General features: G+C 40.1%; 23 protein-coding genes and 1 pseudogene. 11 read left to right on the top strand and 13 right to left on the bottom strand.

Translation table 11 applies throughout. The annotated features are described in order from the left end of the window. Positions 1-10: 10 nt before the first annotated feature. The 3 genes from gpmI to lptF form a co-directional block, all read right to left on the bottom strand. On the bottom strand, positions 11-1,558 hold the full coding sequence (gpmI, locus tag K6I41_RS17935; protein ID WP_250374884.1) for a 2,3-bisphosphoglycerate-independent phosphoglycerate mutase: 1,548 nt from the start codon (positions 1,556-1,558) through the stop codon (positions 11-13). 126 nt (positions 1,559-1,684) lie between these two features. Further along, positions 1,685-2,755 carry an LPS export ABC transporter permease LptG gene (gene lptG / locus K6I41_RS17940; protein WP_013199135.1) on the bottom strand — a complete coding sequence of 357 codons (1,071 nt, stop codon included), beginning with the start codon at positions 2,753-2,755 and terminating at the stop codon, positions 1,685-1,687. Next, complete coding sequence (gene lptF / locus K6I41_RS17945; RefSeq protein ID WP_013199136.1) at positions 2,755-3,855, bottom strand: LPS export ABC transporter permease LptF; 1,101 nt, start codon at positions 3,853-3,855, stop codon at positions 2,755-2,757. Before lptF ends, lptG begins: the two co-directional genes overlap by 1 nt. Before the next feature lie 143 nt (positions 3,856-3,998). Here lptF and K6I41_RS17950 point away from each other — a divergent pair, with 143 nt between their 5' ends. The 4 genes from K6I41_RS17950 (at position 3,999) to K6I41_RS17965 (ending at position 6,872) form a co-directional block, all read left to right on the top strand. Next, positions 3,999-5,447 carry a leucyl aminopeptidase gene (locus tag K6I41_RS17950; RefSeq protein ID WP_250374885.1) on the top strand — a complete coding sequence of 483 codons (1,449 nt, stop codon included), beginning with the start codon at positions 3,999-4,001 and terminating at the stop codon, positions 5,445-5,447. Next, positions 5,440-5,847: a DNA polymerase III subunit chi gene (locus K6I41_RS17955; protein WP_111855735.1), complete on the top strand. Its 408-nt coding sequence runs from the start codon at positions 5,440-5,442 to the stop codon at positions 5,845-5,847. The genes K6I41_RS17950 and K6I41_RS17955 overlap by 8 nt, the downstream gene beginning before the upstream one ends. A gap of 37 nt (positions 5,848-5,884) precedes the next feature. Then, entirely contained in the window at positions 5,885-6,523 is a 639-nt protein-coding gene (gene blhA / locus K6I41_RS17960) for a cell division protein BlhA (RefSeq protein WP_004795179.1), read from the top strand. A gap of 130 nt (positions 6,524-6,653) precedes the next feature. Beyond that, positions 6,654-6,872: a hypothetical protein gene (locus K6I41_RS17965; RefSeq protein WP_005301614.1), complete on the top strand. Its 219-nt coding sequence runs from the start codon at positions 6,654-6,656 to the stop codon at positions 6,870-6,872. A gap of 59 nt (positions 6,873-6,931) precedes the next feature. Here K6I41_RS17965 and K6I41_RS17970 read toward each other — a convergent pair whose 3' ends face one another. The 6 genes from K6I41_RS17970 to glnK all read right to left on the bottom strand — a co-directional run bounded on the left by K6I41_RS17970 (position 6,932) and on the right by glnK (position 12,437). Next, on the bottom strand, positions 6,932-7,591 hold the full coding sequence (locus tag K6I41_RS17970) for a riboflavin synthase (protein ID WP_002121149.1): 660 nt from the start codon (positions 7,589-7,591) through the stop codon (positions 6,932-6,934). A 43-nt stretch (positions 7,592-7,634) separates the two neighbouring features. Then, positions 7,635-8,927, bottom strand: coding sequence for a DNA adenine methylase (locus K6I41_RS17975; RefSeq protein ID WP_005301611.1), 1,293 nt, complete (start codon positions 8,925-8,927; stop codon positions 7,635-7,637). Continuing rightward, complete coding sequence (gene ribD / locus K6I41_RS17980; protein ID WP_250374886.1) at positions 8,924-10,009, bottom strand: bifunctional diaminohydroxyphosphoribosylaminopyrimidine deaminase/5-amino-6-(5-phosphoribosylamino)uracil reductase RibD; 1,086 nt, start codon at positions 10,007-10,009, stop codon at positions 8,924-8,926. The genes K6I41_RS17975 and ribD overlap by 4 nt, the downstream gene beginning before the upstream one ends. 15 nt (positions 10,010-10,024) lie before the next feature. Continuing rightward, the gene (gene nrdR / locus K6I41_RS17985; protein WP_004795187.1) at positions 10,025-10,483 is read right to left on the bottom strand and encodes a transcriptional regulator NrdR; all 459 of its coding nucleotides are present in this window, start codon (positions 10,481-10,483) and stop codon (positions 10,025-10,027) included. 164 nt (positions 10,484-10,647) lie between these two features. After that, positions 10,648-12,042 (bottom strand): ammonium transporter, encoded by a 1,395-nt coding sequence (locus K6I41_RS17990; RefSeq protein WP_004795189.1) that lies wholly within the window; start codon positions 12,040-12,042, stop codon positions 10,648-10,650. A 56-nt stretch (positions 12,043-12,098) separates the two neighbouring features. Then, positions 12,099-12,437 (bottom strand): P-II family nitrogen regulator, encoded by a 339-nt coding sequence (glnK, locus tag K6I41_RS17995; protein ID WP_000780326.1) that lies wholly within the window; start codon positions 12,435-12,437, stop codon positions 12,099-12,101. 278 nt (positions 12,438-12,715) lie between these two features. Between glnK and K6I41_RS18000 the strand changes: the two genes are divergently transcribed. The 4 genes and pseudogenes from K6I41_RS18000 to K6I41_RS19250 form a co-directional block, all read left to right on the top strand. Then, positions 12,716-12,943, top strand: a complete 228-nt coding sequence (locus K6I41_RS18000; protein ID WP_151767111.1) for an accessory factor UbiK family protein — start codon at positions 12,716-12,718, stop codon at positions 12,941-12,943. Positions 12,944-13,008: 65 nt separating this feature from the next. Continuing rightward, positions 13,009-14,496 (top strand): YifB family Mg chelatase-like AAA ATPase, encoded by a 1,488-nt coding sequence (locus K6I41_RS18005; RefSeq protein WP_250374887.1) that lies wholly within the window; start codon positions 13,009-13,011, stop codon positions 14,494-14,496. Positions 14,497-14,586: 90 nt separating this feature from the next. Beyond that, positions 14,587-15,132, top strand: coding sequence for an NADPH-dependent FMN reductase (locus K6I41_RS18010; protein WP_250374888.1), 546 nt, complete (start codon positions 14,587-14,589; stop codon positions 15,130-15,132). A gap of 3 nt (positions 15,133-15,135) precedes the next feature. After that, positions 15,136-15,237 (top strand): annotated as a pseudogene (locus tag K6I41_RS19250) (hypothetical protein); the annotation flags it as partial. Between the two features lie 25 nt (positions 15,238-15,262). Here the strand turns inward: K6I41_RS19250 and pdxR are convergent. Then, a complete protein-coding gene (gene pdxR / locus K6I41_RS18015; RefSeq protein WP_250374889.1) occupies positions 15,263-16,696 on the bottom strand; it encodes a MocR-like pyridoxine biosynthesis transcription factor PdxR in 1,434 nt (477 codons plus the stop codon). A 111-nt stretch (positions 16,697-16,807) separates the two neighbouring features. Here pdxR and K6I41_RS18020 point away from each other — a divergent pair, with 111 nt between their 5' ends. Together K6I41_RS18020 and K6I41_RS18025 are read left to right on the top strand one after the other, a co-directional pair. Continuing rightward, positions 16,808-17,584, top strand: coding sequence for an aldolase (locus K6I41_RS18020; RefSeq protein WP_250374890.1), 777 nt, complete (start codon positions 16,808-16,810; stop codon positions 17,582-17,584). A 16-nt stretch (positions 17,585-17,600) separates the two neighbouring features. Further along, the gene (locus tag K6I41_RS18025; protein WP_250374891.1) at positions 17,601-18,479 is read left to right on the top strand and encodes a dihydrodipicolinate synthase family protein; all 879 of its coding nucleotides are present in this window, start codon (positions 17,601-17,603) and stop codon (positions 18,477-18,479) included. Between the two features lie 43 nt (positions 18,480-18,522). On the opposite strand, the gene K6I41_RS18030 is transcribed toward K6I41_RS18025, so the two are convergent. After that, positions 18,523-19,335, bottom strand: a complete 813-nt coding sequence (locus K6I41_RS18030; protein ID WP_049838290.1) for a TorF family putative porin — start codon at positions 19,333-19,335, stop codon at positions 18,523-18,525. A gap of 960 nt (positions 19,336-20,295) precedes the next feature. Between K6I41_RS18030 and K6I41_RS18040 the strand changes: the two genes are divergently transcribed. Next, on the top strand, positions 20,296-21,612 hold the full coding sequence (locus K6I41_RS18040) for an OprD family outer membrane porin (RefSeq protein WP_049838291.1): 1,317 nt from the start codon (positions 20,296-20,298) through the stop codon (positions 21,610-21,612). 107 nt (positions 21,613-21,719) lie between these two features. On the opposite strand, the gene ppa is transcribed toward K6I41_RS18040, so the two are convergent. Together ppa and K6I41_RS18050 are read right to left on the bottom strand one after the other, a co-directional pair. Continuing rightward, positions 21,720-22,244, bottom strand: a complete 525-nt coding sequence (gene ppa, locus K6I41_RS18045; RefSeq protein ID WP_004795210.1) for an inorganic diphosphatase — start codon at positions 22,242-22,244, stop codon at positions 21,720-21,722. A gap of 127 nt (positions 22,245-22,371) precedes the next feature. Continuing rightward, positions 22,372-22,770 (bottom strand): MAPEG family protein, encoded by a 399-nt coding sequence (locus tag K6I41_RS18050; RefSeq protein WP_004795212.1) that lies wholly within the window; start codon positions 22,768-22,770, stop codon positions 22,372-22,374. Positions 22,771-22,873: the final 103 nt, after the last annotated feature.

Consider the following 22,873-nt stretch of genomic DNA (forward strand, 5'->3'; position numbering starts at 1 on the left):
CACCTTTGGTTTATGCAGATAATGTAATCAGGTTACGTCCTTGCATTTCAGCAGGAACAGGAATCTGCATTAAATTGAGAATCGTTGGTGCTACATCGGCAAGCACACCACCTTCTGCAATTGTTGCTTGTGTTGGGCCAACATAGATAAACGGTACAAGTTCCGTTGTATGTTGAGTATGAACTTGACCACTCTCGTAGTCTTGCATTTGTTCAACGTTACCATGGTCAGCGGTAATGAGCATGTGGCCTTTTTTCGCCATAACTGCCTCATAGACACGACCTAAACAAGTATCAACCGCTTCAACTGCTTTAACTGCCGCATCAAAAATACCTGTATGGCCTACCATATCACCATTAGCATAGTTCACAACCAATAAATCGTATTCACCAGAATTAATGGCTTTAACCAATTCATCAGTTACTTCATAAGCACTCATTTCAGGCTTAAGATCGTATGTCGCAACGTTTGGAGATGGAATTAAAATACGTTTCTCACCTGGATATTCATCTTCACGCCCACCACTAAAGAAGAACGTTACATGAGCATATTTTTCAGTTTCGGCAATACGCAACTGAGTCTTTCCAAGAGAAGATAAATATTCACCCAATGAATTTTTGAGAGCTTCTGGCATGTATGCAACTGGCGCATCGATGCTAGCCTGATAACGTGTAAGCATCACAAATTTAGAAAGATTTGGAACAACTTTACGTTCAAAGCCAGCAAAATCTTTTTCTACAAATGCGCGAGTAATTTCACGAGCTCGGTCAGCACGGAAATTCATAAATACAACGCTATCACCGTCTTGGACTTTAGCAATATCACCAATACGAGTCGCTTTTACAAACTCATCGTTTTCATTGGCTGCATAAGCTAACTCTAATCCTTCTACTGCTGTTTGTGCAGTACGAAGTGCTTCGCCTTCAGTTAACAAGCGATAAGCTTGTTCAACGCGATCCCAACGGTTGTCGCGGTCCATTGCAAAGTAGCGGCCAATCATCGTCGCGATACGGCCTTGACCTGGATATTGAGCAAATAACGCATCCAATTTTTCTAAAGATGGCTGAGCACTACGTGGAGGTGTATCACGACCATCTAGGAAAGCATGTAAATAAACTTTTGCACCACGTTTTAATGCAAGCTCACACATCGCCACAATATGGTCTTCATGTGAATGGACGCCACCTTCTGAGAGCAAGCCCATAATATGAACAGCGCCATTAGCACCTTTGGCCTTTTCAACAGCGTCTATCAACACTTCATGTTTAAAAAAGTCGCCAGTACGAATATCTTTAGTAATACGGGTAAAGTCTTGATATAACACACGGCCTGCGCCAAGGTTCATATGACCGACTTCAGAGTTACCCATTTGTCCATCAGGTAAACCAACATCTTCGCCAGAACCAGAAATTAGACTATTTGGATGCTTTGCGGTCATTGCTGCCAAATTCGGTGTTTTTGCTGCAAGGAAGGCATTATCTTCAGTCGCTTCACGGTGACCAACACCATCCATAATGACCAGAACGTGAGGGATCTTGCCAGCAGTTGCATCCGTCATAATCTATTTCTCTTTTGTCTACAATTTCGTCACAATATCTTACCGAATTTTCGGTCAAGACTCTATTTTTTCCTATGGCTTTCACCAATATCTACGATTGATGAAAACCATAAATTTCAATTATTACTAGCGGGCGCGGTAAAGCAAATAACTTCCGGCACCAAACATTAACAAGATAGGTACGAGTACGAACCATGCAGGAGATGGGGCATAAACCAAGCTGGCATAACCCAAGAAATCCTGCAAATAATAGAAACTCAAACCAATAAACAATGCGATCACCAAACGGAAACCCATCGATTGTTGGCGTAATGGCCCAAAAATAAATGAGCATGCCACGAGAACCAGAGCAATCAACGAAAATGGTGAGGCAACTTTTTGCCAGAAAGCCAATTGATAGGTCTTTGGAACCTGACTATATTCATCCATATAGCGCATGAAGCTGATGAGCTGGCTTGGTGATAAGTCTTCAGGATCTAAAGTCACCATGTGCACATATTTAGGCTGTAATGCTAAAGAAAGTGATTGTTCATCATGGTCGGTTTTGATGGCATTTCCTGCCGCCAAAATATCCATTTGTTGTGCTTTCTTCAAAGCCCATTGACCATCTTTTACGAACTGTCCTTGCTGAGCATTGATTAATGATTGTAAGTAATAGTTCTGGTCAAAATCGACCACTTGAATATCTTTTAAATTGCCTTGAGAGTTAGCATAGTCGATATAGATAAATCGCTGCCCTTCACGTGACCAATAACCTTTCACTTCGCCTAAAGCAGCTACAGAGCGGTGACTTTTAACACTTGCTGCTTTTTCATTAGTATATGGAATAACCCATTCACTTAAAGCGAAAGACAAAATAATAAGCAGTAAAGCTGAGCGCATCACCCAACCAACAATACGCCATAAGCTAATGCCAGCAGAGCGCATAACAATAAGTTCACTGCTAGTTGCTAGTGACCCTAAACCAATTACCGCACCAATCAAGGCAGAAATAGGCAAAATTTCATATAGATAACGAGGAGCACCCCATAACACATAGATGAGAGCTTGCCATGCGTTATAGTCTGGTTTGAGCTCACCCAACTCGCCCAGATACGTAAATAAGATCTGTAAAATCGACAAAACAACTGTGGTGCCAAACATTGCAAGCGCAGTGGTTTTCGTCACATATTTGGCGACTATTCGACGTGCTAACATTATAATTTCACTCGCTTGATCTGTTTCTTGATTTTTGGTGCCAACTTTTGTTTACGTGAAAATAAGGCTGCTGCAACGCCATAAACCACCAACACGGCAGGATAAGCCCAAATATCGAGTTCTTCTTTACTAATACGAGTCTTGATTGCAATCATTAATACGATCAGACTGGAAAAAATAAAAATCGCCGGAATAAGACGGTAATAACGACCTTGTCGTGGACTCACCTCAGACAATGCCACAGAAAGCATTAAAGCAATAATAATGGTGAATGGTCCAAACAAACGCCATCCCAACTCACTTCTTATGACTGGATCATTTGTTTTTGAAAAGAGTTTAGTCGTTGATAATGCTTCCACATCACCACTCTCAAACTTAACATCTTTGTCATTTTCTAAACGTAGACGATAAGACTGAAACTCTGCTTGCGTATATTTTGGTTGTCCCGGAAATATTTCATAACGACGGCCTTGCACCAGATCAACGACATTGGCTGTGTCATTTGCAACTTCTACACGAGTCGCTTCTTTTGCCAAGATCATGACATCTGGCTTATCTTCTTTGGTCGCACGTTGATAAAAGAAAATGTCCTTTAAATTCTTTCGGTCTTCCGACAATGAACCTGCATAAATCGTATAGGGTCCAGAAGAAATAAATTCTCTTGGGCGAACCAAATCGAAGCCTGTCCGAACCGCTTGGGTGGTGGTTAATTTCTCAAACTCACGCAGTCCCCACGGCGTCATCCAGAGCATAAGCACAGACTGACAAACCATATAAACAAGCGTCATTGGAATGAGTAATCGTGCTAATTGATGACGGCTCACACCACTACCGTTCAGTACTGCCATTTCATGGTCAACATATAAACGACCAAACACCAACATTAAACCAATGAAAAAACCCAGTGGTAAAATGAGGGTTAGAAATTCAGGTAAACGATATCCAATGATGCTAAACAAGATACTGGCATCTAAACGCCCCTGCGCCGCCACACCAAAGTATTTGATCAGACGACCACCCATCATGATTAAGGTCAATAAAGAAATGACCACCAATGAGGTAGAGACAACTTGCTTGACGAGATAACGCCGAATAATCAAAGTAATACTTCCAAAAGGCTAATCGGGACGACTGCTAGTTTACCCGAATGTTAAAAATATAAAACCGCACATTGCAACGCTATGCTTGAAAGTGTTTCAATGTTTTAATTCATCATAACTTTCTATAGGCAATCACGACAGCCATGAAATTTACAACTTATACAACTTTTCCCGAACAGACATCTAATGAATCTTTGTGGGTTTTAGTTGATTCAGAACAGCTACAAAGCAACGTCAACACATATCAAATCAATAACCTAGAAAGCGTTCTGAACGCTACCCAATTTAAAGGTAACTTCAATGAAACTCTGCCTTTATTTGGTCAGATTTCAAATCAGCCTCACAGCCAATTACTTGGCTTAGGAAAAACAGCTGAACTTCAGGCAGTCAAGCTCGCTAAACTTGCCCAAACGATTATCAAATCGACACAAAATAAATTTAAGCATATCGCAATTGATATTGCTGCTTTACCTGTCGAGCACCATTATTTATTTGCTTTAAGCTTAACTCAAGCAGCTTATGGTTATGATGAGTTTAAATCGAAAAAAAATGAATTTGTGTTAAAACAGGTTGATTTAATTAGTTCAAAAACTAGCCTAGATGAAAAACAACTGGCTTTAGTACATGCAGTACAGTCTGGTCAGTCTTATGCACGTGATCTTGGCAACCGTCCGGGCAATATTTGTTTCCCAGAATATTTGGCAGAACAAGCTCTAGCTTTAGCCGCAGAATTCCCTGACTTACTTAAAGTAACTGTTTTAAATGAGCAACAAATGGCTGATTTAGGCATGTATGCTTTTCTTGCAGTCAGTAAAGGATCTGAACGTCCGGGCCGTATTGTAACGCTCGAATATCAAGCACAGATTGATCAAGCTCCGGTTGTTCTAGTAGGTAAAGGCGTAACTTTTGATACAGGTGGTATTTCATTAAAACCAGGCCTTGGCATGGATGAAATGAAATTCGATATGTGCGGTGCAGCATCTGTGCTTGGTACCATTCGCGCCCTATGCGAAGCAAAACTTCCTATTCATGTAGTTGGTGCAATTGCAGCAGCAGAAAATATGCCTTCTGGTAAAGCAACTCGTCCAGGTGACATTGTGACCACCATGAGCGGTCAAACTGTTGAAATTTTAAATACAGATGCTGAAGGCCGTTTAGTACTGTGTGACACATTGACCTATATTAAACGCTTTAATCCAGCAGTCGTGGTTGATATTGCGACCTTAACAGGTGCGTGTGTAGTTGCTTTAGGCAAAGTACTCAGTGGGTTATTCTCACCAGATGATGCTTTGGCAGCAGAGCTCCAACAAGCTGGCGAACAATCATTTGACCGTGTATGGCGTATGCCAGTGATTGATGATTATCAAGAATTACTTGATTCACCATTTGCCGATATTGCAAACATCGGTGGTCCATACGGCGGCGCGATTACAGCTGCATGTTTCCTTGAGCGCTTTACACGTGAATATCGTTGGGCTCATTTAGATGTAGCAGGAACTGCATGGTTATCTGGTCCAGCTAAAGGTGCAACAGGTCGTCCAGTACCATTACTCATGCAATTTTTAGCGAATCGTGTAAATACGAATGGCTAAAGTTAGTTTTTATCTGTTTGAAACCAGCGAAGAACGGCAAGTCGATAGTGCTTGCCGTTTATGTCGAAAAATATTACAGAAGCATCCCAAAATCTGGTGGTATTGCCCAGATGTGCAGCTACAACAGATGCTTGATGAAAGATTATGGGAATTCGATCCAGTCAGTTTCATTGCGCATGGCGTTGATCAGACTGATGCTGCTGTATGTATTTCGGCTAAACAACCACTTGAACAAGGCCTGTTAGTATTTAATTTTAACAATCATGCACTTGAACAAGTTGATCATTTTAGCCACATTATAGAAATTGTTGAAAATAATGAAACAGCCAAGCAAATTGGTCGAGAAAAATTTAAAATGTATCGCCGTTTGGGTATAGAACCGCGGACCTTTAAATTATAACGCGCTAAAATGTAAATACTGTTGATCAAGGAGAAACATGGTGGCATTAAATGTCGGGCAAGATTTTAAAAAAAGATGGTTAAATGCGCCTGAAGCTGTCCGTCATACCTATCAACAGGATCTGGCACGTATTTGTGACTTACTAGAGCCTCAAACGCCTATTCAACTTTGGGTTTTAAATGATGAAAAAGCGCAGTTAGAATCACAGCAAAAAATTGAACAAGCTTACGCAGATCTTAAAGCAGAGCTCATTGAGCAAGCACGTATTCGTCGTCAACTCGCTTTAGAAAAATCGCTTGCTGACAAACGTGCATCAGAAGCTGCTTATGCTGCGGAGTTGCAAGCAGACGAAGTTCGAAAATTTAATGAACAGACTGAAACATTACACACATTACGTAGCCATTTAGAACAAGAAGTTGCAGAGCAAACTGCGCGTTATCAGAAAAACCCTGAAACACCAGCAGTCAATTATTCTGCTGGTGTAAAACTTAGTATTACCGATGATCAAATCTTATCTGAGCTTGAAAGTTTACGTATTCGTTTAGAACTTGAAGCTGAGAGCTTAATTGAACAGTCTGTAACAGCTTTCCGAGCAAAGCTAAATTCGGCAGCTCAAGAAGAAATTGAATACATTTTAAAGAATTCTAAGTTTTCTGATGAAAAAATAGAAAAGTAAAGTTTTTAAGACTCTCTTTGTCATAAAAATGACATTTAATTGTCACAGAATAGTCATGCACAATATTCTTTTAGTTCAAATAATTATTAGAATACCGCATGGTTATTTATGAAAATTAATGAGGGTAAAAATGGACATTCCGCATCAGATTTCAATGCAACTTGAGCAGCTTAATCAGGGTGAACAATGGACATTTTCAGCACAAGAACTTTATATGAGTCATAACGACTTTAACTCTTTATCTATCTTACTCACACGAGAGTCAGAAAAAGGCGAATTTTCAATTACACGCACCCAACATAATAAACCATGGGTCGGCACAAACTCGGTTACGCTAACCAAGCAATAAGTTTTCAAAATAAAAAACCGGAACAAGTGTCCGGTTTTTTATTTTAACGATTTAGCTTTTTATTTTAAAAAACCATTCTCAGCTAAAAAAGCCATACTAATATTTGACTCTGTTTTTTGTTCAGCTGCTTTGTCACCTAGCAATAAACGCTCGATATAACGCGCCAAAACATCGACTTCAAGGTTTACTTTGCTACCAACTTGCCATGTTCCAATGTTAGTACGCTCTGCTGTATGCGGAATTAAGTTTAAGCTTAAAATATTTCCACGTAAGTGGTTAATCGTTAAGCTAATCCCATCTACGGTCACAGAACCTTTTTCGGCTAAATATTTAGCAAGTTCTGTCGGTGCTGTAACTTCATAATAGATTGAGCGAGCATCTTCACGTACTACAGTAATTTCACCCACACCATCAACATGGCCACTCACAATGTGTCCACCAAAGCGGGTTGTCGGTAACATTGCCTTTTCAACATTGACACGTTGCCCAACTTTCCAGTTACCTAAAGTCGTACGATTCAAGCTTTCACGAGAAACATCCGCTGCGTACCAATTATCGCCCCATTCAATCACGGTGAGACAGATTCCATTGGTCGCAATTGAGTCACCCAAATGTACATCTGACATATCCAGATCAGTCTGAATACGTAAACGCACATCACCACCTACGCTTTGCAGGCTTTCGACTTTTCCTAAACTTTCAATAATGCCTGTAAACATGGCTCAATCTCCAAATCTTTTTACACTGCTTAAATTGCAGCGCTTACCAAAGTGCGAGCTGTGTACTATTACCTGAGGTATCTACACCACCTAGCTCGGCGAAGTGGTAAAGCTGGCCTAATAACTGACGTAATGGTGGTCCTGACTTAGCATGAGTATCAGTAATCACAATAAACTCTAGTACGCGTGCACGTTCAGACTGTCGCTGTTTACTTACTCGATAGCGTGGAACATCTTGTGTTAACAAGGTCACTTTGCCGCGCTCCAGATTGGCCATAAGCAAATCTTTAGGCTCGATATTACCATCAGTTGAATAACTGGTCAGAATATAGCGGGCATTGATGGTTGAAAGTAACTTTTCATACGCATCTTTCGCATATTTAGAAGAGTTATATGGACTTGGACGCTCTTTACGCCAAGCTCTATCAATTCCACTTTTATAACCTTTAGTATCTGGTGATGGTAAATCGACCTGATCCCATAAAGTTAATGCATTTAAAACATGGTAATTACTGCTATATGCATGCTGGTTATAGGGTGGATCGAGATAGGCAACATCGACTTCAAAACCACTCATTTGATTTGCTAGATGCTGTGAATCTACACACCACATTTCAGCAGCAGGACGTTTACGGTCACCAATCTCGCAAAAACGGCTTGGTGTTAACCAAAGCAATGACTCAATTCGTTCTAATGCAGTTTGTGTACGTCCGCCCCACCCTTGGTGGAAGCTTTTAAATACACCACTGGTGTTACTGACAAAACTTGCTGAATAGAGTAATGGAGCGAGCAAAGCACTCATCTCTACATCATTAATTGCGCCTTGTGCCTGCCATGTTGCAATCTGCTGGCGAATCGCATCAATACGCATACCATTACGGCGTTTAAAGAACAAACGGTCACGGGTTGGATCGTATACATCATCGTTACGTGGGCAAAGGTTATGAGTTACCCAACCTTTAACTTCAGGTAAGCGATTTAAATAGTCAATTGCCTTCTGATAACCACCCAGCTCTTTAAAAGCAGGTGCATCGGTACAAGCTAAAATCGCATGATTTAAAGCATGGCTGTAAGGTTCCCAGTCATTTGCAATCACACGGTAACCATTTTGACGTGCTAAACGAGACACGACACCACTGCCGGCAAAAAAGTCGGCAAAAATCGGAGGATTCTTTTTCTTGCTATTCAGTGTCCCTGTAATTTCAAGGGCTTCTAAAATTAGATGGAGCAATCGGCGCTTGTTACCTAGGTAAGGAACAAGCTGATGGAAAAGATATTCGTCTGTCGTACGGGCCGCATGACGACGTTTGTGATAAACCGAAGGCTCTGAATTCATACTTTCTCTTGCGTAGGGATTAACCTTAAGCGTATATCTTGATCAAGTTGTGTCACATCAAGAAGTGTAAAACGAAGTTGTTGTGCCATATATTCAAACTCTGCATTGAACATGGCTCTTGCACTTTTCCCCAAGAATGTTGGGGCAATATAACTGATCAACTCATCTACCAAACCTTCTTGTAAAAAGGCAGTAGATAATGTCGCACCGGCTTCCACCAATACATCATAAATTTGATGTTGCTTAGATAGGGTCTGTAACAGCATTTTTAAAGGCTGAATATCTAATTGTATCACGCCTAAATCGGCAAGTTCTTCACGATATGGTCCCATGACCATCACAGTTTCAGGGTTTTCTAAAATTTTAGCATTAAGTGGCAAACGCCCCTGACGATCTAAAACAACCCGTTTTGGTTGAGCAACTGTCTCAATATCAATATGACCGAGTGAGCGCACATTAAGCTGACAATCATCTGCAATCACAGTTTCAATACCTGTAATCACTGCTCCTGAAATAGCACGCCAATGCTGGACATCTTGACGGGCAGCAGAACCCGTAATCCACTTCGATTCACCAGATGCCATTGCCGTACGTCCATCTAGACTTGAAGCTACTTTTAAACGTACATAAGGCATGCCCGTAGACATCGCCTTTAAGAAACCTTGATTTAATTTCTCTGCTAAATCTTCACAAATGCCAACGTCTACTTCAATTCCGGCATTTTTCAAAATCTGAACGCCCTTACCCGCAACGAGCGGATTTGGATCAGGACATGCCACAACCACCCTTTTAACCTGAGCCTTAACCAGTGCTTCAGCACAAGGAGGAGTTCTTCCATAATGCGCACATGGCTCAAGTGTGACATAGGCTGTTGCACCTTGTGCTTGTTCAGCTGCCTGACGTAAAGCAAAGACCTCTGCGTGTGGTTGACCCGCTTTAGGATGGAAGCCTTCACCAATTAACTGATCATCTTTGACAATGACACAGCCAACATTTGGATTAGGCTTAGTCGAATATAGACCTCGTTTGGCAAGTTCAATGGCTTGCTGCATCCAATATTGATCTTGTTTCAACTCAGACATAAAAATCTCAAATAGTTATTGTTCACGTTGCTGCATTTGCTCAATTTGACGGCGAAACGCCTCAACATCCTGAAAATCTTGATATACAGAAGCAAATCGGACATAAGCGACATGGTCAAGGGCAAATAGCGATTGCATGACGATTTCGCCAATTGTTCTAGATTTTACGTCACGTTCACCTAAACGGCGAATCTGCAACTGAATATCACTTAGAACTGTTTCGATCTGCTCTTGTGTGACCGGACGTTTTTGCAGAGCATGCATTAACGAACGACGTAATTTGGCCTCATCGAAAGGTTCATTTTTTCCATTCGATTTGATCACACGGGGCATTACCACTTCATAGCTTTCAAAAGTGGTAAAACGTTCACCGCAACTTACACACTCACGACGTCGACGAATCTGACAGCCTTCGGCGGCTAAACGTGAATCGATGACTTTACTATCTGCGGCGTTGCAAAATGGACAATGCATAGCGGATTTATAGGGTCGATTACTTTGACCTAGTGTAGCAAAATTTCTACACTTACAGAACCAGCATTCTATAAGACAAAAAAACAGCCCTGAGCAAGATCAAAGCATCGCTTTGATCACAGCTCAAGACTGTTCTTTTCAGACAGCAGATATATTAATGATGATTATTCAATACGTTCGCCATGTTGGCTTAAATCCAGACCCATGCGCTCATCATCAGCGTTCACACGGATACCGATTACAAGATCAATCACTTTAAGAATAACGAAAGTCGCGATACCACTGTAAACCATGGTTGCCAATACGCCTTCAACTTGTACCCATAATTGGCCAGCGAATGTTGGAGCTAAGGTAACGTTAGCTGCTTTAATAATTTCGTCACTGTAGAATACGCCAGTTAAAATCGCACCGACAATACCACCTACAGCATGTAAACCAAACGCATCCAAAGCATCATCGGCTTTAAGTAAGCGTTTAAGTGCAGTAATACCCCAGAAGCACACTACGCCACCGATAAGGCCCATGACTAAAGCACCGCCTACACCGACAAAACCTGCTGCTGGTGTAATCACAACCAAACCAGCTACAGCACCAGAAGCACCACCTAATACAGATGCTTTGCCGCGGATCATACGTTCAACAACTAACCAAGAGAATGCAGCAGCAGCGGCAGCAACTTGAGTCACTAAAATTGCCATACTTGCACGAGCACCCGCGCCTAAGGCACTACCACCGTTAAAGCCGAACCAACCCACCCAAAGTAAGCTTGCACCAACAACTGTTAGAGTCAGATTATGAGGAGCCATAGATTCACGGCCAAGGCCAATACGCTTTCCAAGCATGTAAGCAGCAACTAGACCTGCAACACCTGAGTTGATGTGTACAACTGTACCACCAGCAAAATCTAACGCGCCTGCTTTAAATAACCAACCATCTGTTGCCCAAACCCAGTGAGTAATTGGTGCATAAACAACAAGTACCCAAATTGCAATGAATGCCATGAAAGCTGAATATTTCATACGGTCTGCAATAGAACCACTCAGGATTGCAACTGTAATGATGGCAAAAGTCATTTGGAAAATAACAAAGAGACTTTCGGGAATTGTCCCGCTCAATGCATCAAACGCGACTCCGTTGAGCATGGCTTTAGACAAATCACCAAAAAATGCACCTGTGCCAGAGAACGCGATTGAATACCCTGCAATCACCCACAGCAAACTTACTAAAATTGCAGCGGAAAGGCTGAACATCATAGTACTTAATACATTTTTCTTACGTACCATACCGCCGTAGAATAGTGCCAAACCAGGAATGGTCATTAATAGAACCAAAGCTGTTGAAACTAAAATCCAAGATGTATCGCCTGTATCAAGTTTTGGTGTTGGTGCTGGAGCTGCTGGAGTTTCAGCAACTGGTGCTTCTGCAGTGGTTGCAGTAGCTGGAGATGTTGATGTAGCCGCAACTTCCGATGTAGGCGTTGTTACAGCATCTTCTGCCCAAACGGCAGTACCACCCAAAAGAGCGCCTGATAGACTCAGCGCCATAAGCATTTTTTTCATTCGTGTCCCCCAACCTCATTTGCGAGTTATTTTCTACTCAGCAAGCTTTGTGCCAATTAGACAGCATCTGGTCCAGTTTCACCCGTACGGATACGGATAACTTGTTCCAGGTTAGTCACAAAAATCTTACCATCGCCGATTTTTCCAGTGCTTGCTACACGAGTAATTGATTCAATTACCGCGTCAACCATTTCATCACTAATCGCAATTTCGATTTTTACTTTAGGTAAGAAATCAACCACATACTCTGCGCCACGGTAGAGTTCTGTATGTCCTTTTTGACGACCAAAACCTTTAACTTCAGTTACGGTAATCCCTTGTACACCAATGTCAGAGAGCGCTTCACGCACATCATCCAATTTAAACGGTTTTACAATTGCAGTTACAAGCTTCATGTTTGTTTCCTTCGGCTTCTTTTCACCAGTAAGGTTTTATGTTCAATTTTCATGCCAATATTTCAAAGGTTGAGGGAAATGAATCTATTGCATGAACTTTCTTTATAACCTATTTAGTGATCAAGATGTAGATGAGCTATTAAAAATAAAATGAATTTTCAGTATCGTTGAGTGCTTATTTAATGTTCTATTTGTACTAAAAGAATTGAAACCTATATCCCAAGTTCAAGCAGTGTTAAACTGTAAACTATAAGGTAATACAACACTTTGGATATTTTATGCTAGAAACATTACTACAGGCCATTTTGGAACAAATTGATGAGCCTAAAAAAGATTTGGAAAAAAATTTACGTGCATTATTAAATGAAGCAGTCGAAAAGTTGGATCTTGTGTCCAAACAAGAGATCGAACGTCAAAAGACCGCACTTCAATCGGCCACTCAACGTTTAGAAGAGCTACAAAAACAAGTAAGTCTGTTAGAAGAAACTTTAAAGAATAAAAAATAAGCACCAACGTAGCGCACTTATACTTTACAACGATTAAAAATGAAGCACCATAATGGAACAATAAGATGTCTTTTTCTAAAATTTATACACGGGGACTTTTGGGTTTGCATGCACCTCTAATTGAAGTTGAGGTACATGTGAGTCAAGGCTTACCTTCTCTTACCATTGTCGGACTAGCAGAGGCGGCTGTAAGAGAGAGTAAAGATCGAGTTCGCTCAGCCATTATTAATAGTGGATTTCAATTTCCAACTAAACGGCTGACCATTAATCTTGCACCAGCAGATTTGCCCAAAGATGGGTCACGTCTGGATTTACCAATTGCTGTAGGCATTTTAATTGCCTCTGGTCAGCTTCCCGAAAGCTGTGCCGAAGATTTTGAATTAATTGGTGAATTAGCGCTAGATGGTCATGTAAGACCAGTGTCAGGTACTTTAACTTTGGCAATGGCCTGTCAACAGGCCAAGCATAAAATGCTTTTACCTCTCGATAATAGTCAAGATATTAACCATTTACCGGACCTTGAGTGTTATCCGGTGAGCCATTTAAAAGAAGTCTGTGAACATTTTCTGGGCACGAAATCTCTATCTTCGATTGAACCTTCAACAACATCAAATCAAATGCCTTATAAATTTGATTTGGCAGATGTAAAAGGTCAGCTACGCCCACGTCGCGCACTAGAAATAGCCGCAGCAGGGGGACATTCTCTGCTCTTTAAAGGACCACCGGGCACAGGTAAGACTTTACTCGCTTCACGCCTTCCTTCAATTTTGCCACCTCTTTCTAATCAAGAAACACTTGAAGTTGCGAGTATTTACTCGATTTCGAATACACCGCATACGTTTGGACAGCGTCCTTTTCGTGCGCCCCACCATACCGCATCAGCAATTGCACTGGTTGGGGGCGGATCTCATCCTAAACCGGGTGAAATTACCCTATCTCACTTAGGTGTTCTATTTTTAGATGAACTTCCAGAGTTTGACAGAAAGGTGCTAGAAGTTTTACGCCAGCCGCTTGAGTCAAAAGAAATCATTATTTCACGAGCAGCTCGGCAGATTACTTATCCGGCTAACTTTCAATTGATTGCTGCGATGAACCCCTGCCCATGTGGTTATGCGTTTAATCAAGACAGCCGTTGCCAATGTTCACCTGACAGCATTAAGCGCTATCAAAACCGTATATCGGGCCCGTTACTTGACCGTATCGATTTACATATTGATGTACCGCCTTTAAAAGCTCAGGAACTGCAAGATCCAACACCTGTTGAAGGTTCTACGGCTGTAAGACAGCGTGTGATTTCTGCTTATGAACAACAAATGCAAAGACAAAATTGTTTAAATCAAGCGCTTTCACCGAAGCAACTAGAACAATATGCTGTCCTTGATAGTACTTCACAGCGAATGATTGAAATGGCACAGCAACGTTTAAATCTATCAGCTCGTGCTTATCATCGTGTTTTACGAGTAGCGCGGACCATTGCCGATTTGGCTCAAAGCGAGATGATTCAAAGCATTCATCTTACAGAAGCACTCTCTTATCGAGGCAATCATTCTTAAGGTAAAACAGCGGATGATGAATCCGCTGTCTATACAATGTCTTAATTAAAGAAGTTATTACTGCCTATGTAAGAAGGCAAAGAGGACGCTATGAAAATTTTGGCTATCTCAGGTAGTACAAGAAAAGCATCGACAAATACAGCGCTATTACGAGCAATGAAAGATATAGCACCGTCCAGTATTAAATTTTCAGTTTTCGATCAAATTAATACTTTGCCTATCTTTTCTCCGGATGATGAGGGAGAAAAAACGCCTGCTGTAGTAGAAGAATTTATCAAATCTGTTTCTGCATCAGATGGCATTATCATCTCAAGTCCTGAATATATCCGTTGTATTCCAGGCGGTCTCAAAAATGCAATTGACTGGATGGTTTCACGCACTGAAATCATAGATAAACCTATTGTTCTAGTTCATGCATCTAGCCGCGGCGACGATATGCTAGTTTCTTTAAGAAGAGTACTTTCGACAGTGAGTAGCAATTTTTTTGAAGATTTATTTTTACGCTTCTCTCTTCTTAGCAAATCGCCTGAACAAATTGTTGAGATGCTACAAACTGAAGAATATAAATCACAAATTACACCTTTTCTGCTGAGCTTTGTCTCAGAGATTCAAAAGTATAAAGATCAATTAGAGTGAACTTTTCATCGTGTTTTACAAGTAGTGCAGATCATTGCCGACTTAGCTCAAAGTGAAGTGATTCAAAGTCCTCTCCTTACAACAGCGCTGTCTTATCAGAGATAATCAGCCCTAAGATTAGAACAAAGGATTATGAGTCGGCTGCTCTTTTATTAAGAACCTCATTTAACTTCTCGATTAAAGAAGTAATTTCTTTCTCTGATAGGGCAGCAAAACCCAAGCGAATACAACGATTAGAAGACTCGTTTTGTTTAAACTTATGCTCTGTATCAATGTTGAGTTCTTTTAATTTTATAAGCTGATCTCGATTAAATGGTTTCTGGAATTTCACCCATAACGCCATTCCACCCGCGGGTGGTTGTACCTGAACCCGCTCTGCAAAAATTCGGTGGAACTCAGCTAACGCATGGTCTCGGCGTAGTTGATATATTTTTTTCATTTTACGGATGTGTCTTTTAATTTCACCTCGTTGCATTAAATCTGCCAACGCAAGTTCAGTAATGTTATTACCTTGACGATCAATCAGTAAAATATCTTCAGTAATCGATTGAATGATTGGCGAAGGTGCCACGATGTAGCCTAAACGGATCCCTGGCGCAAAAACTTTAGACAATGAACCCACATGAATAACCAACTCAGAATGAGGCAAACTCGCTAAGGGTGGCATAGGCCGACTGTCATAATGGAATTCATGATCATAGTCATCTTCAATAATATAAAAGCCCCATTTTTTTGAAAGCTCTAAGAGTTGAAGACGGCGATTCATTGGCATCGTGACAGTTGTGGGATATTGATGATGCGGAGTTGTATAAATGGCAGCAACCGAATGTTCTTTTAAAATACGTTCTAAATCCTCAATGACAATACCTTGTTCATCTAATTTGACAGAAACGACCTGAAAACCATTCGATTGGAACGCTTTAAAAGCAGATGGATAGTAAAGCTCTTCAACAACGATAATACCCTGCCGATTAGGTAGTGCACGAGATGCAAGAAAAATTCCCATCTGGCTACCACGTACAATACAAATCTCACCTGCGGCAACATTCATAAAACGTTCCATCGACAACATTTGTTGTAAGGCTTGTCTTAACCCAATCATACCTCGTGGGTCACCATATCCCATGTACTGGTTTTGGGTAATCTTAATCAGTGCATGCCGATAGGCGCGTGAAAATAGTTCGTAGGGAATGAGCCGTGGATCTGGTACACCATCGTTATGTGGATATAAAGCAACTTCTTGACTAATTGGCTTCTCATTAACTTTTCGCTCAGATACTGACTCTATTTTGAGTTGTTTTTCAGGCAAAATATCTGCCACAAATGTGCCTTTTCGGGGGCGAGTCACAAGCCATCCTTGTGCTTCTAATTCTTCATAGACCGCTTGTACTGTTTTCCGATTAATTCCTAATTCTTTTGATAGGCTACGAGACCCCGGCAGCATAGTCCCTTGCGCCAACCGGCCACTTAAAATTTCCTGACTAATCAAGTTGGTCAGTTTTAGAAAAACCGTCTTTTCTTCTCTTTCATCGATACGAAAATGTACTTGCCAAGGTCTTAGCATATTTGCCCCATCTGGACCATATAACTTATTAAAACTGGATGTATTGATTCATCCAGTTGTTTTCTATTCTGCCTTCACCTACTTAATTTGGTCAACTGGACTGGAGAAGAGATGAAGACTGCTTCTGTAAACAAACAAGACCTTATGCAACACGCACAGCAAGACATGCAAAAGTGGATTAGCGACTCACATCTAACTGACCGCCAAAAGCTTGCACTCACTTGTCGTATTTTATTTGATCATGGCCATGATGCTGGTTTAGCAGGCCAAATTACTTGCCGTAGTGAAAATAAAGAATCCTTTATTACCCAACGTTTTGGTTTAGGTTTTGATGAAATTACTGCCTCAAACTTGCTTGAGGTGAATCAAGACCTAGAACCCATTAATCAAGAAGGAATGGCAAACCCAGCCAACCGTTTTCATACATGGATTTATAAAGAACATCCAGAAGTTAACTGCATTATCCATACGCATCCGACTCATGTAGCGGCTCTTTCCATGCTCCAGATTCCACTCATAATTTCTCAAATGGATGTCTGTGCACTTTACGAAGATTGCTCTTTTGTAGGCCATTGGCCGGGTGTTCCTGTGGGCAATGAAGAAGGTATTTTGATTTCTTCTGCTCTGGGTAAAAATCGCGCTGTTTTGTTGTCTCACCATGGTCAACTGGTCACAGGAAAAACCATTGAAGAAGCCTGCAACTTGGCGCTTTTAATTGAACGCGCAGCTCAACTGCAACTTTTAGCCATGTCGGCCGGGCAAATTCAGCCGATCCCACACGATTTAGCAACAGAAGCTCATGATTGGGTATCTACCGATAAACGCAACAAAGTGAACTTTGCTTACTACGCACGTAAAGCTTTGAAAAAACATTCTGACTGTATTTAAAAAAGAGACTTCAACCATGAAACTAAACGGCATTATTGGCTACCCTGTTACCCCATTTTCTGATGACAACACTATTAACCTTCTTGTTTTAAAACAGATGCTCGACTTGCTGATTGCAAATGGCTGCGATGCAATTGCACCTTTAGGCAGTACTGGTGAAAGTGCTTATCTTGAATGGGATGAGTGGTGTTTAGTCGCTAAAACTTCAATTGAAAGCATTAATAAACGCTTACCTGTCATTATTGGAATTTCAGAACTCACGACGGATCAAGCCATCAAAAAAGCGCAGATCGCGCAAAGCTATGGTGCAGATGCACTTATGGTGATTCCTGTATCTTATTGGAAGCTAACTGATCAAGAGATTTTTGAATATTATCAAGCGATTGCTCAGGCAACGACTTTGCCAATTATGATTTATAACAACCCTGCAACGAGTGGTGTTGATATGTCTCCAGAATTAATCGTGCGCATGTTTAACAACATTGCAAATATTACGATGGTAAAAGAAAGCAGCGGTGACATTCAACGTATGCATAAAATTCAAGAACTCTCAAAAGGAGAACTTCCGTTTTATAACGGATGTAACCCTCTAGCTTTAGAAGCTTTATGTGCTGGAGCAAGTGGTTGGTGTACAGCAGCACCAAATCTGTTAGGTCAACAACCTCAACAACTTATCGAACATGTAAAAAATGGTGAATTACAACAGGCCCAAAAATCATTTTATCAACAACTTCCTCTACTACGCTTTATTGTAACTGGGGGTTTACCCAAAACGATTAAAGCAGGTTTACAGCTAAAAGGTGTTGCTGCGGGTTCACCCCGTAAGCCACTGTTCAAAGCCACAGATATTGAGCTTAATCAGTTAAAACAACTACTTTCTGAAATAAAAAACTAATAAAAAAAGCGGGTCAATAAACCCGCTTTTTATAACTCAAAGCTTAGAATGTTTTAGTTAAACTAAACACTAAACCTGTGTCATAAGGTTTTTTCTGAGCATCGGTCATGCCAGAAGTACTAATGTCCGTACCCACTACATCTAGCTCAGCAACAATACCCAAGATGTTATAGTTTACGCCGACTTTATAATCGATATAGCTATCGTCTTCACCTGGTCCACCCGCAACTACAAGTAAAGAGTCTTTATTTTTGAGCTTGTTATAACCAACTGAAGCAAGGCCTGTAAATCCTGTATCTGCAATTGGTGCTGAATAGCCAACGTTGAAATACCAGAACTCATCAGAGTGGCCCCAATAATCATCTGAGTAGCTTACACCCACACTAAGTGCATCACCTTTAAATAAAGAATCAGCAAAAGTTAATTTTCCGTAAAATTCGTTAAAGTCAAAACCAGTATCCCCATTGTATGGGTTAGTAAATTTTGAGTCAGAACCAATATAGCCGTAATGAATTACACCCACGTCATAGGTTGGTGCCAGCTTATCTGATAGTTTTAAGGTATTGGTATAACCTAATGAGATATCAGTTTCAGTTGAAACACCTGGCGTATTAAAGTCAACGCTTGAACCCCAAAGCGCAACATAAGCACCCGACTTATGAGAAAAAGTAAAACCACCTTGAATGGCTGGATTATTTGATGATTGGGTAACTCCGCGGAAGCGGTAGTCTGTGGTTGCTGCGACGCTCCCTGTTGCGGTGATACCATAAAAAGATGGTGCATCTTCAGCCATAGCCATGGTTGAACCTGCTGCAAAGATACCAAGACCTAAGGCCTTAAGTGCAAATTTCATCATTCTGATCTCCCCCATAATGAATGCACGATTTATGTATATAAAACACATTGTGTTACTTAAGCTTTAGCAATTGCTGTGCCAATTCCATATTTGCTATCAACGCACTTCATTAATTTTGAGATCAAACTTGTTTTACAATGAAACCCCTGCTTGTTTTTTATAAATATATATCTATAAAAAACAATAAAATAAAATAAAACTCTTGTGCACTTAGAAATAATAAACATATGAAAACCCCTTATCGGAAACTAGTAACCGAGATGGGAAGTATTCATTTACTCAATGTAAACTTTCTATTTAACCTTGATTAGGAAATATAAAAATTACGTAAATTTCTTAAAGCTAGGCTTTTAATGATCTGTAAATGGGCATTTCATTTAATTAGATTTCTTTATTTTTTCTATTTTTAAACTTATGAACTATTTTGGGTCTTTTTTAATCAGCAATATAAGCAAAAAGAGTAATGCACAAAATTTACGCAGAATATCGCACTAAATTTGACCAATTAAACTAAATTCTATTGGCCTTTTAGAGTGGTCTATTTTTGCACATCACTCTTCAAAATAATGTTATAAAGTAACAATTTAAAAAATATTTAAAATAATTTGTCGAAAAAATCAACTCAAGAGAAGATTAAAAAGTAAACATATCCACCAAAAAAGATCAAAAAACAAACAGAAGAATCAACTATTTTTTGAGCTTGGAATATAAAATAAATGGTAAAAATACACTAAAAAATAAATTACTTTTTTTATTTTAAACAATACATTAAGTATAAAAGGTTAATAGTAAATTTAGTCAACAAGCAGTAGCACATTAATCAATTTCTGCATAGCATATATAAAATAAAATCAACAAAAATATATCTTTTTTATAGATTACTTATACAATTGATTCAAATCCTAGGCCCTGAACAATAACAAGGCACAGGATTTATCGTTTTTATGAGGTTCTTTAAATATGCTAAATGCACAAAAACTTACATTAGCAGTTCTCATTTCTGCGGCAATAATTTCCTCAGCTCAGGCAAGCGAGCAAAGCGAGGCAAAAGGATTTGTTGAAGATGCGAACGGTTCTATTCTCTTCCGTACAGGTTACATCAGCCGTGATAAAAAACAGGGCGCAAAAGATACTAGCTCATTTGCTCAATCAGCAATTGTAAGTATCGATTCAGGCTTTACCCCTGGTATTGTTGGCTTTGGTGTTGGCGTTGTTGGCGATGGTTCATTTAAGATCGGTGAAAATAAAAATGCCGGAAACCAAATGATTCCTAAGCATAATGACGGTTCAGCTTACGATCACTGGGCTCGTGGTGGTGGTAGCGTTAAAGCACGTTTCTCGAATACAACAGTACGTTACGGTACTCAAGTACTCGATTTACCTGTTCTTGCAAGTAATACTGGACGTATGGTTCCTGAATACTTTACAGGTACTTTATTAACTAGCCATGAAATCAAGAACCTTGAATTGGTTGCTGGTAAATTTACTAAAGACCAAATGTCTGATCAAATTAATACCGATGCTGATGCTTCTGGCAGAGGTCTTGATCGTGCCATTGTTTGGGGTGCGAAATACAAGTTTGATGATAATTTAAATGCATCTTATTATGGCTTAGACAGCAAAAATGCTCTTGAACGCCATTATGTAAATGTAAACTTTAAACAGCCTTTGGCTAATGACAGTTCATTAACTTACGATTTTAGTGGTTATCACACTAAATTCGATGCAAGTGCACATACTTACTCAGCAACTGGGGCTGTAGCACCAAATTATGGTAATGATGGTATCGCAGGCGAAGAAAAGACAAATAATATTTGGGCAATTTCAGGAACTTATGCAACTGGCCCACATAGTGTGATGTTAGCATACCAACAAAACAGTGGTAATGTTGGTTATGACTATGGTCAAAATGCTGATGGTTTCCAAAGTATCTATTTACCGAACTCTTACATGTCTGACTTCATCGGTAACGATGAAAAATCTGCACAAATTCAGTACAACGTTGATTTCGGTAAGTTAGGCGTATTGCCAGGTCTAAACTGGACAACTGCATTTGTATACGGTTGGGACATCAAAGTTAGAAATGTAACTGACAGTGCTCAAGAACGTGAGTTCTTTAACCAAGTGAAATACACTGTTCAAAGCGGTTTTGCTAAAGATGCAAGCCTTCGTATTCGTAACTCGTACTATCGTGCAAGTGATTCATACCAAGGTGCTTACATTGGTGACACCAATGAATGGCGTTTATTCCTTGATATTCCTGTGAAATTATTCTAATTCACAAATTTATCAAGTATAAAAAAACCTACGTCTGGCAACAGGTGTAGGTTTTTTATTAAGCTCAGAATATCAATTAAGGCATTCTGAGCCTTATCAATTAAAGCTTATTTAGCAGCTTCAATTGCTTTTAATACTTCAGCTTTAGCAACGTCAGCACCTTCCCAACCACTGATTTTTACCCACTTACCTGGTTCTAAATCTTTATAGTGACTGAAGAAATGCTCAATTTGGCTAATTAATAACGGAGGAAGATCTGTATATTCCTTAACGTCTTTATACAATGGAGACAATTTTTCGTGTGGAACAGCGATTAATTTCGCATCGATACCACCATCATCTTCCATTTTTAATTTGCCCACTGGACGGCAACGAATGACTGAACCAGCAGCAACAGGATGTGGAGTTACAACAAGTACGTCTAACGGGTCACCATCTTCAGACAAAGTATTTGGAACATAACCATAGTTCGCTGGATAGAACATTGCTGTGCCCATGAAACGGTCTACAAACAATGCATCAGAATCTTTGTCGATTTCATATTTAATTGGTGCTGCATTTGCAGGAATTTCAATGATGACATAGATGTCATTTGGGGCATCTTTACCTGCTGGGATATTGCTGTAACTCATATCAATACTCTTTCGTTATGAAGTCAGATGTAAAATCCACTCGATTATAGCGTGGATATCATCAAAATGATGCCGATTATACAATGCGCACACGCGAAAGTTGATATGAATGATGACAGAATGACACTCAAGTCAGTTTAATCGTGACCACTAATAAGAAGATTGGGCACAATATAGATAAGAACCAGACAATCGAACGTAAAGTTGCCCAGTTACTTAAATAACAGATCCCATAAATAACTCTTAAAATAATATATGCCCAACCTAATCTCAGAATAAAATATTCTGGAACGACCATATATTCAGCCATTAAAATAGCCGTTAAGAATAAAGGTAAGCTTTCAAAGCTATTTTGTTGTACGGCATTTGCACGAGCAGCCAGACCAGTTGTTTTGGCAAAAAAAGCTCTCGGGTTTTGATTATCGGCAGGCTGAAACCCACCTGTAAACTTTGCAATTACGGTAAATGCGTATGGCAGCAAACATGCCACTAAAATAATATAGATAATGCCGCTGATGCCCTGCATAGTGCCATCCATCACTGAAAATACTGTTGATCATGCTATCATAACATTGCGTTTTTACCTGAAATTTTATGCAATCACTTGTCATCACTGATTAATAGGGCCA

Origin of the sequence: Acinetobacter sp. AS23, from assembly GCF_023612055.1 — a bacterium.
Classification (GTDB): Bacteria; Pseudomonadota; Gammaproteobacteria; order Pseudomonadales; family Moraxellaceae; genus Acinetobacter; species Acinetobacter oleivorans.

What these genes read in the sequence shown, in the direction of transcription:
- K6I41_RS18010 (WP_250374888.1), top strand. Translation starts at nt 14,587, where the DNA reads ATGAAAATTTTGGCTATCTCAGGTAGTACAAGAAAAGCATCGACAAAT.
- K6I41_RS17955 (WP_111855735.1), top strand. Translation starts at nt 5,440, where the DNA reads ATGGCTAAAGTTAGTTTTTATCTGTTTGAAACCAGCGAAGAACGGCAA.
- K6I41_RS17975 (WP_005301611.1), bottom strand. Translation starts at nt 8,927, where the DNA reads ATGAATTCAGAGCCTTCGGTTTATCACAAACGTCGTCATGCGGCCCGT.
- nrdR (WP_004795187.1), bottom strand. Translation starts at nt 10,483, where the DNA reads ATGCATTGTCCATTTTGCAACGCCGCAGATAGTAAAGTCATCGATTCA.
- gpmI (WP_250374884.1), bottom strand. Translation starts at nt 1,558, where the DNA reads ATGACGGATGCAACTGCTGGCAAGATCCCTCACGTTCTGGTCATTATG.
- K6I41_RS17990 (WP_004795189.1), bottom strand. Translation starts at nt 12,042, where the DNA reads ATGAAAAAAATGCTTATGGCGCTGAGTCTATCAGGCGCTCTTTTGGGT.
- K6I41_RS17965 (WP_005301614.1), top strand. Translation starts at nt 6,654, where the DNA reads ATGGACATTCCGCATCAGATTTCAATGCAACTTGAGCAGCTTAATCAG.
- K6I41_RS18030 (WP_049838290.1), bottom strand. Translation starts at nt 19,335, where the DNA reads ATGATGAAATTTGCACTTAAGGCCTTAGGTCTTGGTATCTTTGCAGCA.
- K6I41_RS18050 (WP_004795212.1), bottom strand. Translation starts at nt 22,770, where the DNA reads ATGCAGGGCATCAGCGGCATTATCTATATTATTTTAGTGGCATGTTTG.
- lptG (WP_013199135.1), bottom strand. Translation starts at nt 2,755, where the DNA reads ATGTTAGCACGTCGAATAGTCGCCAAATATGTGACGAAAACCACTGCG.
- pdxR (WP_250374889.1), bottom strand. Translation starts at nt 16,696, where the DNA reads ATGCTAAGACCTTGGCAAGTACATTTTCGTATCGATGAAAGAGAAGAA.
- glnK (WP_000780326.1), bottom strand. Translation starts at nt 12,437, where the DNA reads ATGAAGCTTGTAACTGCAATTGTAAAACCGTTTAAATTGGATGATGTG.
- ppa (WP_004795210.1), bottom strand. Translation starts at nt 22,244, where the DNA reads ATGAGTTACAGCAATATCCCAGCAGGTAAAGATGCCCCAAATGACATC.
- K6I41_RS18000 (WP_151767111.1), top strand. Translation starts at nt 12,716, where the DNA reads ATGCTAGAAACATTACTACAGGCCATTTTGGAACAAATTGATGAGCCT.
- blhA (WP_004795179.1), top strand. Translation starts at nt 5,885, where the DNA reads ATGGTGGCATTAAATGTCGGGCAAGATTTTAAAAAAAGATGGTTAAAT.
- K6I41_RS17950 (WP_250374885.1), top strand. Translation starts at nt 3,999, where the DNA reads ATGAAATTTACAACTTATACAACTTTTCCCGAACAGACATCTAATGAA.
- K6I41_RS18040 (WP_049838291.1), top strand. Translation starts at nt 20,296, where the DNA reads ATGCTAAATGCACAAAAACTTACATTAGCAGTTCTCATTTCTGCGGCA.
- K6I41_RS17970 (WP_002121149.1), bottom strand. Translation starts at nt 7,591, where the DNA reads ATGTTTACAGGCATTATTGAAAGTTTAGGAAAAGTCGAAAGCCTGCAA.
- K6I41_RS18025 (WP_250374891.1), top strand. Translation starts at nt 17,601, where the DNA reads ATGAAACTAAACGGCATTATTGGCTACCCTGTTACCCCATTTTCTGAT.
- K6I41_RS18005 (WP_250374887.1), top strand. Translation starts at nt 13,009, where the DNA reads ATGTCTTTTTCTAAAATTTATACACGGGGACTTTTGGGTTTGCATGCA.
- ribD (WP_250374886.1), bottom strand. Translation starts at nt 10,009, where the DNA reads ATGTCTGAGTTGAAACAAGATCAATATTGGATGCAGCAAGCCATTGAA.
- K6I41_RS18020 (WP_250374890.1), top strand. Translation starts at nt 16,808, where the DNA reads ATGAAGACTGCTTCTGTAAACAAACAAGACCTTATGCAACACGCACAG.